The organism is Gardnerella sp. DNF01195, from assembly GCF_049244175.1.
Classification (GTDB): Bacteria; Actinomycetota; Actinomycetes; order Actinomycetales; family Bifidobacteriaceae; genus Bifidobacterium; species Bifidobacterium leopoldii.
Genome location: NZ_CP058383.1, coordinates 158,523 through 172,826 on the forward strand (window position 1 = coordinate 158,523; position 14,304 = coordinate 172,826).

General features: G+C 42.7%; 10 protein-coding genes. 7 read left to right on the forward strand and 3 right to left on the reverse strand.

The window, feature by feature from the left end; genetic code table 11:
* Nucleotides 1–36 precede the first annotated feature (36 nt).
* Complete coding sequence (gene rsmI, locus HXT43_RS00635) at nucleotides 37–939, forward strand: 16S rRNA (cytidine(1402)-2'-O)-methyltransferase (protein ID WP_004104736.1); 903 nt, start codon at nucleotides 37–39, stop codon at nucleotides 937–939.
* Nucleotides 940–970: 31 nt separating this feature from the next.
* On the opposite strand, the gene HXT43_RS00640 is transcribed toward rsmI, so the two are convergent.
* Both HXT43_RS00640 and HXT43_RS00645 read right to left on the reverse strand, forming a co-directional pair.
* On the reverse strand, nucleotides 971–1,234 hold the full coding sequence (locus HXT43_RS00640) for a hypothetical protein (protein WP_004104722.1): 264 nt from the start codon (nucleotides 1,232–1,234) through the stop codon (nucleotides 971–973).
* Complete coding sequence (locus HXT43_RS00645; RefSeq protein WP_050397209.1) at nucleotides 1,225–1,851, reverse strand: hypothetical protein; 627 nt, start codon at nucleotides 1,849–1,851, stop codon at nucleotides 1,225–1,227. The genes HXT43_RS00640 and HXT43_RS00645 overlap by 10 nt, the downstream gene beginning before the upstream one ends.
* Before the next feature lie 304 nt (nucleotides 1,852–2,155).
* Here HXT43_RS00645 and metG point away from each other — a divergent pair, with 304 nt between their 5' ends.
* Nucleotides 2,156–4,027: a methionine--tRNA ligase gene (metG, locus tag HXT43_RS00650; protein WP_004118486.1), complete on the forward strand. Its 1,872-nt coding sequence runs from the start codon at nucleotides 2,156–2,158 to the stop codon at nucleotides 4,025–4,027.
* A gap of 345 nt (nucleotides 4,028–4,372) precedes the next feature.
* Here metG and HXT43_RS00655 read toward each other — a convergent pair whose 3' ends face one another.
* A complete protein-coding gene (locus HXT43_RS00655) occupies nucleotides 4,373–5,815 on the reverse strand; it encodes an aminopeptidase C (protein WP_032842247.1) in 1,443 nt (480 codons plus the stop codon).
* A 562-nt stretch (nucleotides 5,816–6,377) separates the two neighbouring features.
* Here HXT43_RS00655 and HXT43_RS00660 point away from each other — a divergent pair.
* The 5 genes from HXT43_RS00660 to HXT43_RS00680 all read left to right on the forward strand — a co-directional run bounded on the left by HXT43_RS00660 (nucleotide 6,378) and on the right by HXT43_RS00680 (nucleotide 14,304).
* Nucleotides 6,378–7,361 carry an ABC transporter permease gene (locus HXT43_RS00660; RefSeq protein ID WP_012914500.1) on the forward strand — a complete coding sequence of 328 codons (984 nt, stop codon included), beginning with the start codon at nucleotides 6,378–6,380 and terminating at the stop codon, nucleotides 7,359–7,361.
* A gap of 24 nt (nucleotides 7,362–7,385) precedes the next feature.
* Nucleotides 7,386–8,333: an ABC transporter permease gene (locus tag HXT43_RS00665; protein WP_004104713.1), complete on the forward strand. Its 948-nt coding sequence runs from the start codon at nucleotides 7,386–7,388 to the stop codon at nucleotides 8,331–8,333.
* A gap of 21 nt (nucleotides 8,334–8,354) precedes the next feature.
* The gene (locus HXT43_RS00670) at nucleotides 8,355–10,244 is read left to right on the forward strand and encodes an ABC transporter ATP-binding protein (protein WP_004104711.1); all 1,890 of its coding nucleotides are present in this window, start codon (nucleotides 8,355–8,357) and stop codon (nucleotides 10,242–10,244) included.
* A 323-nt stretch (nucleotides 10,245–10,567) separates the two neighbouring features.
* On the forward strand, nucleotides 10,568–12,310 hold the full coding sequence (locus HXT43_RS00675; RefSeq protein WP_004104709.1) for an ABC transporter family substrate-binding protein: 1,743 nt from the start codon (nucleotides 10,568–10,570) through the stop codon (nucleotides 12,308–12,310).
* 179 nt (nucleotides 12,311–12,489) lie between these two features.
* Nucleotides 12,490–14,304 carry an ABC transporter transmembrane domain-containing protein gene (locus HXT43_RS00680; protein WP_116442889.1) on the forward strand — a complete coding sequence of 605 codons (1,815 nt, stop codon included), beginning with the start codon at nucleotides 12,490–12,492 and terminating at the stop codon, nucleotides 14,302–14,304.

The following is a 14,304-nucleotide window of genomic DNA, read 5'->3' on the forward strand; positions in this document are numbered from 1 at the left end:
TGTAGAGTTTTAAGAAGTTTTATAAGGAGATTCAAGATGTGTGATGAAGAAGATAATTTAGGTAAGGTTGTTTTAGCTGCTACGCCTATTGGGAATATGGCAGACGCTTCTGCACGATTAATTAATCTTCTTGAAACTGCTGATATTGTTGCTGCTGAAGACACGCGTAGGCTTTATGATTTAGCGAATCGCCTTGGCGTACATGTTTCTGGTAGCGTAATCGCATATCACGATCATAATGAGCGCAACAAGGCAGATGGTTTGCTAGACAAAGTTGAGCAGGGCAGCACTGTTCTTGTTGTTTCAGACGCAGGTATGCCTACCATTAACGACCCGGGTCTTGCTGTTGTTCGACGTGCAATAGAGCGCGATTTGCCTGTTACTTGCGCGCCTGGTCCTAGTGCAGTTTTAGATGCGCTTGCTCTTTCTGGATTGCCAACTGATCGCTTCTGTTATGAAGGCTTTTTGCCTCGTAAATCTGGTGAGCGTCAACAGCATTTGCGCTCGCTTAAAGCCGAGCGACGAACAATAGTATTTTATGAGGCTCCACATCGTATTGCAGAAGCTATGGAAGATATATTGGCAGTACTTGGCTCTAATCGTCCAATGGCGTTATGCCGTGAACTTACAAAAGATTTTGAGGAAATTCGTCGTGGAACTGTGCAAAGTATTCACGATGGTGTTTTAGCGGATCCTCCTCGAGGTGAAATAGTTTTAGTTATCGGTGGTGCAAGTGACGAAGAAGTGCAGTCTGAAAGCACAGATTTAAGCATTGATGCTCTTGCAAAGCTTTCGCTTGAATGTGCAGAATCCGAAGGTTTGCGCATAAAAGAAGCCATTACAAAAGTAGTAAAAGAGCATCCGTTTGCTGACGGATCTTTTGCTAATCGTAAGCAAGTTTACGCGTCTTGTCTTGAGCACAAACCTGATCAAAAGTAAGATTTCTGCTTTTGCTACTATTTTTTGCTTTCTATTCATTGCTGTCATACGCAGAAAATAGCACTTCAAAACTGTAACGAACGTCAGGCCCGCCTTGTTGAGAAATATATTCTAAGATTTGCGCGTCTGCCGAAGGGTTTGCAATAATCCATTTGCGAAGTTCTGGTATTTTTTGCGCGATATACCATAGCACTTCCGTTTTTGTTGCAGGGTCGATAGCAACAGATGGCGTGAGTATTATAGGTGGTTTTGGAGGGCTGCTTGTTTTAGTTGCATAAGAGTTCTTTATTTCCATGGTTTGTTTGCTTCTTTCGCAATGTTTCGTATCCAATTTCTTGCATGTATTGAGCCTGGGAAATATGGGTTTCCGTCAATAGTACGTTTGCATTTTCGCAAGTCAATGCTGTATTTAGATATCAATAAGTGAGCAATATCTTTTCTATAAGGTTCGTACTCTTCGTTTTCGCTTGGAGTGTACGCTAAATCGCAAATTGTTCGTTCTGGCGTTGTTATTCTAATTTTTCCAAGTATTACGTATTCTTCATTGTTTAAGTGTCTTCGAAATGCTCGGATTGCATGGCCGTGCGGCTTTTTTCTTCTATGCCCATAATCAATAACATCTATATTTTCAGGAAAATTGCCTCCTATCCAAACCCATGCTGCAGTAAATAAGCAGGCTATGCTTTCTGTAGGTATAAGATTGCTCACAATATTGCTTCTTCCTTGAGTGGAAATAGCTGCTTTATTTGAATATCCTGCATTTAAATCAAGCCTATTGAATACGCCAATTTGAGAAAGTTTTTTCATGCACATTGGGCCTGGTAAATGGTTGTCGTCAAGTAATTCCGGGAATTGTGTTTGTGCTTCTTCGCAAATATCCAATAAATCGCGTATGTTTTGTTGTTTTTTCAATTTTCCTCAATCCTTTCTTTTTGCATATTTATTTTTTAGCGCGACTATTTACAATGCGTATCGCACATATTGTTGTTTTTCTAACGCATATTTTGTAATTCATGCTTTGTAGTGAATAAGTTTCGTAATGCATAAGTTGAGATTATGTTTATATTTGCTTCAATTCCAGGCTGGTTTTATAACTTGTGGATATGTGGATGAACTCGTGTGGGGCTTGTTATTCAGCGTGTTTTCTCGTATATTTTGGGATTCTTTTTGCAATGTTCTTATGTACTGTCCGCGTTGAACAAGATAATAATTGTCTATGAGTCATATTTTGGTGAATGTTGCTTGGCCGTATGCTAACGGCCCTCGTCATATTGGTCACGTTGCAGGTTTCGGGGTTCCGTCGGACGTGTATGCGCGTTACGAGCGCATGAAAGGTAATGACGTATTAATGGTGTCTGGCACGGATGAGCACGGCACACCTATTTTGGTTGAAGCAGATAAGGAAGGCGTTTCTGCGCAAGAGCTTGCTAATCGTTATAATCGTGTGATTACTAAGGATTTGTGCGATTTAGGTTTGAGCTACGATTTGTTCACGCGTACTACTACTGCAAATCACGAGCATGTTGTGCAAGAAATGTTCCGTCAGTGCTTAAAGAACGGCTATATTTACAAGGGCACTCAGAAGGTTGCTATTTCTCCTTCCACTGGTCGTACTTTGCCAGATCGTTATATTGAAGGCACATGCCCATTGTGTGGCGCAGATGGTGCTCGTGGCGATCAATGTGATGCTTGTGGAAACGAGCTTGATCCGGATGAGCTTATTAATCCAGTTTCTAAAATTAATGGTGAAACTCCGCGCTTTGAAGAAACTGAACATTATTTCCTAGACCTGCCTGCTTTGGCTGAGGCGAATGTTAATTGGCTTCATTCTCGCGAAGGTTGGCGCACGAATGTTATTAATTTCTCGCTTGGATTATTTAATGAAGTAAAGCCGCGAGCTATTACGCGCGATATTGATTGGGGTATTCCTGTTCCTGTTGAAGGATGGATTGATAATCCGAATAAGCGTCTGTATGTGTGGTTTGACGCTGTTATTGGATACTTGTCTGCATCTATTGAGTGGGCTCGTCGACAAGGCAAGCCAGACGCTTGGCGTGATTGGTGGTGTGATCCTAAGTCTCCTGGATACTACTTCATGGGCAAAGATAACATTACTTTCCATTCTCAGATTTGGCCTTCGGAAATGCTTGCCTACAACGGTGCTGGTTCTAAAGGTGGTGAGGCTGGCGTTTATGGTCCATTGAACATGCCTGAACAGGTTGTTGCTTCTGAGTTCATGACTATGGAAGGCAAGAAGTTCAGCTCTTCGCGCGGAATCGTGATTTATGTGAAGGATATTTTGGCGCGTTACCCTGTAGATGCTGTGCGTTACTACATTTCTATTGCTGGTCCAGAAAATTCTGATGCTGATTTTACTTGGGCTGAGTTTGCTCGCCATAATAACGAAGAGCTTGCTGCAAGCTGGGGTAATCTTGTCAATCGTGTGGCAAATCTTATTAATAAGAACTTTGGTGTAATCCCTCCTCTTGACGAAGATTCTATGACTGCAATGGATCGCGCTCTTCTCGATCAAACTTCTGATGCTTTTGCTTTGGTCGGTAGTTTGATTGAGCGTCATCGTCAGAAGAATGCTCTTACTGAAGCAATGCGAGTAGTTGCGGATATTAATAAATATATTTCTGCAACTGAGCCTTGGAAAATTAAAGATGATGAGGCTCGCCTTGGTACTGTGTTGCATGTTGCAGCTCAGGCTGTTTCGGATGCTAATCATCTGCTTGCGCCATTCTTGCCTCATGCAGCTCAAAAAGTTTGGGAAGCACTTGGTGGCACTGGCGTATTCTCGCCTTTGCCTCATATTGAAGAAGTTGAAGATTTGGATAATCCAGACTTCAAGTATCCGATTATTACGGGCGATTATCGCTTGGGGGAAACTGTTCATCCTTGGGAGAGTGAGGAGTTGGTAGCAGGTACGCCTGTGCCTAAGCCAAGTCCTATTTTTGCCAAGATTCCAAAAGAAGCAGTTGAGGAGGAGCTTGAGCGTTTCGCATCTGCTTTGTCCGAGCGTCAGCGTGTCGAGGCAGAAAGACTTGCTGCAGCAAAAAAATCTTTGGAAAATAGTGAGAAATAGGTTGAAATTTTCAATAAATAAATTATAAAATTAGAAAACATAGCAAATGGTTCTCTAAAAGAAAATATTTTAAGGAAATTTTAAGGAAAAACTCTTTTCTTTGGACGAATGTTTAGCTATACTAACATGTGTTAATGGTTCGCCATTAGCGAGGTTCGTTTTCGAACCCCATAATTGAAACCTTCTTCTCTCTTTCTCTCTGCCCCGGCGGGTTTCTCTTCCCGCCGGGCTTCTTTTTAATTTATGAAAAATAAAAAATAAAAAGTAAAACAAAAATAAAAGCGCAGACTGCAAAAGCAATCTGCGCTCACACGGTTACCAAACTTAATTTTTAATGGTAACTATTTAACGGCAACGCTTCGAAAGTGGAGCCCATGGTTCAAGCATTACTGGTTCTTGATCCAATACAGCTAAAGTTTCTTTGTCAAGGTACTTTTTGTTGATGATTATTTCGTTCACATAACGATCGAACCACTCTGCTGAGCCAACATAATAGCCGTCTTCGCCAGCATCCTTGCCCCAGCTGTTCTCGATCTTCCAGCGATCTGGATCGCCATCTTTATTAAGATTTACGCCAGTGAATGTCATTGCGTGATTTCCTGGGCAATCCATATATTCCAAACCGTGAGCTTTATCGAATGTAAACTTCACATCAAACAATTCATCTACGCGCACAACTGCAGGATCGAAGAATCCACTGTCACGCAAGGAGAACTGTGTGCAATCGCATGCAAACCAGATTGGATGACCATCTTTTAATTGGTCTACAGCTGCTTTTTTGAATACATCGAGAGGAACGTTAACAAATTCCATTTCCTTTGTTTCAGCTACGTTGGTGCTGTACTTGAATTGGTAGAGCTTGTTGAATGGTGTGCGTTCCATAGGTGCGTTGCATATTGTTACGAAGTCGTTTACGTCAACTGGGACGTACTTCTTTGCGAACTCAAGTGGAGTAATTCCATATTCACAAATCATTGGACGCTCATCTTTGCCGGTTTTTGGCTTGTCAGCTTTGCTGGTTTTCTCGCCATCTTTCTTGGTTTCGTCTTTTTCGCCGTCCTTCTTATCGTCATCATCATCTTTAGTTCGTGCGAAGAAGTCAAACTGTGCAGGTGGTTCACCCAGGGCAATAGTCGTCATGCGATAAACGGTTTCCAAATCGCGAACTTTCATTTCGCGCAATTCTTCCAAAGAAGTTCCGTTCTTATGAGCTTCACGCAATTCGTATGCAAACTCGCGCAACTTGGTATTGATGTACTGTACGAATGCATCAGAGTCGACTGAGTTCTGTGAATCTGGATATGCACTCTTTGGCACAAGTCCGTACTTGTTTACCAAGTTGACGAACATTTGCCACCAGCCGCCGTCATCGATTGGACCATAGTTAATGCTCTCAAAAAGTCGACTATTAACATCTTCATCAAGTGTTGAAAGCACATTTTCCAAATAAGCGTTTGCTTTTTCAATCTTGTCCCAGAAGAATAGGTAGCTTTCTGAAAACTCAAAGTCGTCTAAATTCCACTTATGCATTACTTCGTATCTCAAAGTATTAAGTGAGGCGAACATCCAGCAGCGTCCGGAGCGCTTCTGATTGGTAATGCTGCCTTGTTTTAATTCTATTGAGAATTCGCGAGGAAGAGCACGCTTGCCTTGGTAGCTTGTTGCGGCTTTAAGCACACCATTTGTTACTGCTGCATTCGCGGCGAGAAGATTTGCGCGCTGTTCGTTAAAATGTTTGGAATAATTTTTTACATGTTCCAGAGTTACGGCTTTGATGTTTTCAGCCATGAGCTTATTCATTCTCCTTTTAGAGTTGAAAGTACGAATAAAAAATATTGTATACTGCTCAATGTCTCGCGTGTGTTTCTTGTCTATGCCTATTTTCGGCATTTGCTTGAATACTATTAATTATTTTAGTAAAACTACAATTTTTTCGGTAAATATTCAGTTTTTGTAATTAAATTTTGAATTTATTATATTTGCTTATAAAACGTATTTTGTATGTATAAAAATACTTTTTTGATTTTAAAATACATATCTTTGTGTAAAAATATAGCTAGAAATCACTGATATTTTGCGCTTTTTTGCATGTTTAGATATGTATAATATAACTTATATATACGAAATTTTTCCCTTGGATATTGAGAAAAGTGCTGTGCAAAAATATTTTCTGTTTGTCTCTTTGTACATAGCTTGGCTAAAAATATACTAATTATGTGTCCGGATTGACAAGGGTCGATTCAAACACGCCTTTTTCAAGGTCGAGTGTTAGATCGGCAATACTGTAAATCACAAGATTTATGGATGCCGAATGGAGGTAAAAAATGGCTAGTCGTAGAAAAGAGTCACAATGATACGATACATCGTTAAACGATGCCTGAATTATGTGGTGATGTTGTTTGTTGCCGTATCCATGACGTATTTCTTGACAAGTGCTTTTATGAGACCGCGTTCGAACTACATGTCTAGGCATCCGCATCCACCTATTGCATCAATCAACCGTTCTTTGGATTTGGCAAATATTAACGACCAGACTCCAGTGTTTACTCGTTATTGCCGTTGGATTTACAACATTTTTACTAAGTGGGATTGGGGATTGAGCCCAGATCAGGCTCCAGTTGGTCCGGCAATTATGTCTCGTATTGGCGCATCTGTTCAGCTGGTTACTGGCGCTACAATTCTTGGCATTGTTCTCGGTGTTAGCGTTGGTGTTTACACTGCTATCCGTCAGTACAAGTGGCAAGATAGAGTTCTTAATTCCACCGCAACCTTCCTGCTGGTTGTTCCTGCAGCAGTTTTGGGTTTGATGGTTGTGCTTGCTGCTATTAGCATTAACCGCGCAACAGGCGTGCGACTTTTCTACGTTACTGGTTTGCACTCTTACCAGGGTTCTGACCCGTTCATGTTCCTTCTTGACTTCCTTCAGCATTTGATTTTGCCGACGATTGTTATGACAATTCCTGGCATGGTTGGGTATCATTTAACGCAGCGCACGTATCTTCTCGATACTATGAATGCTGATTACGTTCGTACGGCTCGCGCTAAGGGCTTACCTTTGAATTTGGCTATTCGCCGCCACGCTTTGCGTACTTCTTTGATTCCAACAGCTGTTGACGTCGCCTTCTCTATTGCAGGCGTGTTTACGGGTGCTGTGATTACTGAAACCGTGTTTGCTATTAACGGTCTTGGTAGCTACTTCGTTCAGACCATTATGCAGAACGATATTAACGGTTCTGTTGCTATTGCAGCGTTTGGTGCTGTATGTACCTTAGTTGGTGCTCTGCTTGCAGATATCTTCTCTGCTTGGCTCGACCCACGTATTCGTTTGAACTAGCAGAACAGTGTAGGTGAATTTGATATGAATAAAAAAGATGTATCTTCAAAACCTCAAGAGTCTGCTGCAGATAGAAAAGCTACTGCTGGTGCCTGGGGCAACTTTAAACGCACTGGTAAGATGACGCTTTATACGCGTCGATTCTTCCGTCGCCCGTCTGCAGTTGTGGGCTTGGTTATGCTTGTAATTTTGATTCTTTTTGCTTTGTTTGGCTCAAAGATTTCAAAGTGGAGCTACGACGAACCAGACTTTTCTTCTCTAGCAACTCCTCCTTCTGCAGAGCATTGGCTTGGCACTACGCCAGGCGGTTCAGACATGTACGCAATGGTTGTGCGCGGACTTGGCCGTTCACTTTCCATTGGTATTGTTAGTTCTATTACCATTACAGTTATTGCTGCTTTGGTTGGTACTGCCATTTCTTACTTCGAAGGATGGTTTGAGCAGGTTGGTATGTGGCTTTTGGACATGCTGCTGATTGTTCCTTCCTTCCTGCTGATTGCTTTAATCATTAGTGCTTCTAGTGGTGGTAGCGATTGGCTGTGGTTGGCATTTGGCTTAACAGCTTTTGGTTGGATTGGTTACGCTCGTACTCTTCGTACGTTGACTTTGAGCTTGCGCGAACGTGAGTATGTTCGTGCAGCTAAGTTCGAGGGCGTTTCTTCGTTCCGCATTATTGTGCGCCACTTGGTTCCAAACTTGGGTTCTGTATTGATTATTAACACGGTTCTTGGTGTTATTGGTGCGATTAACGGCGAAACTGCTTTGAGCTTCTTGGGCCTTGGTATTAAGGCTCCGGATACTTCTCTTGGTACTTTGCTTAATGCTGGCCAAAGCGTTGTGCAGACTTCTCCGTGGGTGCTTTTGGTGCCGTCTGCAGTGCTTGTTTTGCTAACCTTCTCCGTGCAGCTTATTGGTGATGGTTTGCGTGATGCCATTGATCCATATTCTAGGTCTGTTGGTAAGGCCGACTAACGAGCGTTTGGAGTGATAAACATGACTGATATTGCAAATAACGCTATTAAGGAAGAAACCACGATGGAAGATCAAAACAACGAACCGTTGCTTTCAGTACGCGACTTGCAAGTTAGCTTCGCTTCTGAAGCTGGTACTGTGCATGCTGTGCGCGGAATGAATTTTGATTTGTACCGCGGAAAGACTATTGGTATCGTTGGCGAGTCCGGTTCCGGTAAGTCGGTTACTTCTTTGGCTGTGATGGGCTTACTCGATAAGAATGCTAGTGTTAAAGGTTCGGTTAAGTATAAGGGCGAGGAGCTTCTTACTAAAACTGATCTTGAGATGAGTAAGATTCGTGGCAAGAATATTGCCATGGTTTTCCAGGATCCTCTTTCTGCTTTAACTCCAGTTTTCTCTATTGGTGATCAGCTTAAGGAAGCTTTGGTTATTCATAACCCGGACATGAGCGAAGAGCAGATTCGCGAGCGTTCTATTGAATTGCTTGATTTGGTTGGTATTACTAAGCCGGCTGAGCGTTTGAAGGCTTTCCCTCACGAGTTTTCTGGTGGTATGCGCCAGCGCGTGATGATTGCTATGGCAATTGCTAACGATCCGGATATTATTATTGCAGACGAGCCTACTACCGCTTTGGATGTGACTATTCAGGCTCAGGTTTTGGAAGTTTTGAAGAAAGCTCAGCGCGAAACCGGCGCTGCAATGATTTTCATTACTCACGATTTGGGCGTAATTGCTGGCGTTGCAGACGAAGTTATTGTTATGTACGCGGGCCATTTGGTTGAGCATAATAGCGTTGAGGAGATTTTTGCTCACCCAACTCAGCCGTACACTATTGGCTTGTTGGGCGCTGTTCCTCGCGTTGATCAAAAGCGCACTCGTCGTTTGACTCCAATTTCTAAGCCGACTATGGATATGCTTATGGCTGAAGAAGAGAGCGGCGACGACAGCACTATGATTGGTCTTGAAGCGGAAAGCGAAACTGTTCGCTCGTTGCTGCATGCGGAAACCGAAAAGCCAATTAAGCCAATGTTTGAAGGCATTCCTCGTGAGCAACGAAAAGTTGTTTTGGATGTTAAGAACTTGGTTAAAACATTCCCAATTACTAGCGGCGGCTTCTTGCGACGTAAGGTTGGCGAAGTTCGCGCGGTTGATGGTGTGAGTATTGAGGTTCGTGAAGGCGAAACTGTGGCTTTGGTTGGCGAGTCTGGTTCTGGTAAGTCCACGACTTTGATGGAGATTATGGGCTTGAAGAAGCCTGAGTCTGGTTCTATTACAGTTTTTGGTACTGAGTTGAACGATAAGTTGACTCGTGAGCAGCGTCGCGAACTTCGTTCTAAGATTCAGTACGTGTTCCAGGATCCAATGAGTTCTCTTGATCCTCGTATGCTTGTTTACGATATTTTGGCCGAGCCTTTGCTTGTGCAAAAGAAGTCGAAGGAAGAAATTCGCCAGCGTATTGCTGAGCTTATGCAATTGGTTGAGTTGAATCCTGATCAAGTTGATCGCTTCCCAACGCAGTTCTCCGGCGGCCAGCGTCAGCGTATCGCTATTGCTCGCGCTTTGGCTGTGAATCCTAAGCTTTTGCTTCTTGATGAGCCAGTTTCGGCTTTGGATGTTTCTATTCAGGCTGGAATTATTAACTTGCTTGAAGATTTGCAAGACAAGTTGGGTGTTGCTTACTTGTTCGTGGCGCATAACATGGCTGTTGTTCGACATATTTCTAGCCGAATTGCTGTTATGTATCACGGTCGAATTGTTGAATCTGGTGAAACGGATGAGGTGTTTGATAATCCAAAGCACCCTTACACTCAGGCTTTGATTAGCGCTGTGCCAATTCCGGATCCTACAATTGAGAAGAACCGTAAGCGTATTATTCTTTCTGAAGAAGATAATTTTGACGATGTTAGGTAATTCATGACTTGTTGATTTTAGTTAATCTTCATCAACCTGAATAAATTACTTAGTCGCGCATGTTTATTACAACATGCGCGACTTTTTATTGTGTAACATAAATTTAAAAAACGTAATATATTTTGTTTTTTATCCAAAATAAACTAAAAAATTTTCTGTTTTGCTCATTATAGATAATAAATTATTCTTTTTTGACTAATTTTCATAAAGTTGAAAAGAAAAAAATCAATATTTTGTGAAAACGATTTGTCGAATGTCATAGAGTTGTATATACTCATACAACATACCGGAAGACGGACATCATCCGGGGAATGAGAGGAATCATGAAAAATACAAATGCAGGTAAACTGACTGTATTTGCCGCAGCTGCACTTTCTGTTGCAATGCTGCTCGGCGCTTGCGGCGGTGCTACTAACAATGCTGGTAAAGCAGGTATGACTGAAGAGCCAGCTGCTGGTGTTGACACTTCTTACACTGGCGAACTTCCAATGCCAGATGTCAACAAGCGTTACGATAATCCACAGTCACGTGACAACGTTAAGGACGGCGGCACTTACACCGTTGCTCTTCCTGTTCTCGGTCCAAACTGGAATTACGCTTCTAACGACGGTAACTCTGGTTACATGAATACTTTGTGGGGCTTCTACCAGCCAAATCTTATGGCTTATGACACCGTTAAGGGTGAAAAGCTTAAGTACAACCCTGACTACATCACTTCCGTTAAGAAGGTTAGCGATAAGCCACTTGTTGTTCAGTACAACTTGAACCCAAAGGCCAAGTGGAATGATGGCACTGATTTTGACTACACTGCATTTAAGGCTACTTGGCAGGCTTTGAACGGAAAGAACAAGGATTACTCCGTCCCAAGTACTGAAGGCTATGACTGCATCAAGAGTGTTGAACAAGGTTCCACTCCAAAGCAGGTTGTAGTGACTTATGAGAAGCCATGCGCAACATGGGAAATGCTTTTCGCTCCACTGGTTCATCCAAAGGCCGGTGACGTTAAGACCTTCAACCAGGGTTGGGTAAACAATCCTCACAACGAGTGGGGTGCAGGTCCATTCCAGATTGAATCCGCAACCGAAAATCAGGTTGTTTTCACCCGCAATCCAAAGTGGTGGGGTAAGAAGGCAAAGCTCGATAAGGTTGTTGTAAAGCGTATGGAAGATACTGCAGCTTTGAACGCTTTCCAGAACGGTGAAATCGATGCTGTAACCGATAGCATTTCTGCTAAGGACGCAATCAAGTCTGCTCGTAGCGTTAAGGGTGCTCAGCTGCGTTACGGCTACAGCACCAAGGTTCGCGTGCTTAACTTCAACGCTAAGTCCAAGCCACTTAACGAGCTTGCAGTTCGTAAGGCTGTTGTTCAGGCATTCGACGTTGCTACCTACAACAAGATTCAGTTCCAGGGCATGAACTGGAAGAGCGAGCAGCCAGGTTCTGAGCTTCTCTCCATGTTCCAGGCTGGCTACAAGAACAATCTTCCTGCTGACGGCAAGTACAACACCGAAAACGCTAAGAAGACCCTTGAAGCTGCTGGTTACAAGATGGGCAAGGATGGCTACTACGCCAAGAATGGCAAGACTCTTGAGATTTCCTTCACCTTCTTCGGCGATGATTCTACTCAGGCAGCTCTTGCTAACGCATTCCAGGCCATGATGAAGAAGGCTGGAATTAAGTGCAAGACTGTGAACCATGCTGTTGCTAAGTTCTCCGAGGTTGTTGCTTCGCACGAGTACCAGGTGCTTCCATTGGCATGGCAGTCCACATCTCCATTGAGCTTCTTGTCTGCAGCAAGCCAGGTTTACAAGTCTGATAGCGATTCCAACCTCGGTCTCGTTGGCAATAAGAAGATTGATGCTATGCTCAACAAGATTGGCAAGACCTACGATTACAAGGAACAGACTGATTATGCAAACAAGGCAGAGTCTGCAGCTCTCGCACTCTACGGAACTCTTCCAGTTTCTGCTCCTCCTATTTACCAGGTGTTCAAGAAGGGCTTTGCTAACAACGGCCCTGCTGGTTACGCAAGCACCTACCCAGAGGATATGGGCTGGCAGAAGTAAGTAAATTTGTAGCGATAATTCGCGCAAGTTTACTAAGCTGATTGCTTAACTTATAGCATGTGGCGTGTAGTCTTTTGGCTACACGCCACATCTTTTTGTGTATGCTAATGTGAGAAAATAGTATAAATTTAAAATTAAGTCTCAAAAAGCAAAATCGGAAACAAAGGAGAAGCTGGCGCATGTACGTCAATCCGAATAAACGCAAAGATGCGAGTAACGTGCGCTGGGTATTGCAATACTGTAAGCCGGACATGTGGAAAGTTTGGCTTGCTATTTTTCTATTTATTATCAATGACACGATGGCAATGACAATGCCGTTGCTTTCTGGCTTTATTGTGGACAAAATCATTATTGGCAAACAGCATAATTTGCTTATAAGCGTATGCGTTTTAATGGTTGCGATGATGATTGTTCGCGTTGGCTCAAGGTATATTTACCAGCTTTTAATGGAAAAGTTTGGTCAAAATGCCGTGTATCGCCTGGTGAGCGACGAGTACGAAAAGCTTCATTCTCTCGATTTTACGTACTTTAATCACACGCGCACAGGCGACATTATGAGTCGTATGACATCGGATACTGACGCGATTCGTCATATTTTAAGTTGGGTTTCGTATATGGCGTTAGATTGTGTAGTAATGTTCGTGTTAGCGCTGGTTATAATGTTTTCAATTCAGTGGAAGCTCGCTTTAGCACTTATGTCAATTACGCCATTTTTGTTTCTGCTCGCAAAAATTATGGGCAAAAAAGCTAGACCGAAATTCCTTGCAATTCGTGAATCCTTTGCGCGCATGAATTCAATGGTGGAAGAAAATATCGAGGGGAATCGCGTAGTAAAAGCTTTCGTGCGTGAGGATTACGAAACTAAGAAATTCGATAAGTGCAACGAAGACTACTTTAATTGCAATATTACGCTTGCAAAAAATACTCAAAAATACATGCCTTGGCTCGATGGCATGGGTTTTGTGCTTGAGCTTATAACAGTTGGTTTCGGCGGATGGCTTGTTTTGAATGGCAACATGACTTTAGGTGCATTCGTCACTTTTAATAGCTTCCTTTGGATGCTACACATGCCTGTACGAATGGTGGGCTGGCTTATTAATGATTGGCAGCGTTTTAACGCAGGATGCGTGAATATTCGCAAACTTCTTACGCAAGAATCGCATATTAGACATCCAAAAGAAGCGGACGAAACCGTTAAAATTAGAGGTAAAATTACTTTTGAGCATGTTGATTTTTCATTCCCAGACGATCAAGACTCTCCAATCTTAAAAGATATTGATTTAGACGTTCCTGCTGGAAGCAAACTGGGTATTCTTGGTGAAACTGGTTCCGGCAAATCAACTCTCGTAAGTCTTATAGCAAGATTCTATGATCCTACGCGTGGTCGTGTTTTAATTGACGGAAAAGACGTGCGCGAATGGCCGTTAGAAACTGTTCGTAACCAAGTTAGCATAGTTGCGCAGGAAACATTCCTATTTTCGGACACTATTGCAGGAAATATTAGTTTTGGATTACCTCAAACTAAAGAAAATTGTAAGGAATTAGATAATACCATTCGCACGATGGCAACAATTGCTGCAGCAGACGATTTTATTATGGATATGCCAGAAGGCTATGAAACAGTAGTAGGCGAGCGTGGGGTAGGTCTTTCTGGTGGGCAAAAGCAGCGTTTGAGCTTAGCTAGAGCGTTGGCAAATAATCCTGCAATCTTGATTATGGACGATACAACTTCTGCTGTAGATATGGAAACGGAAGAGCATATTCAGCAGGAGCTGAAAAAGCTTGATGGCACGCGCACAATAATCACTATTGCGCACAGAATTTCATCCGTTAAAGATGCAGACATGATTGTTGTGCTAGATCACGGGAAAATTGTTGAACGCGGCACGCATGCTCAGCTTGTTGCAGCGCACGGGAGGTATTGGGAGATTTATAGAAAGCAACTTGGCTTTAAAACTGGCAGGTCTGCAGGATTCGAAACGAAGGGGGAGTAG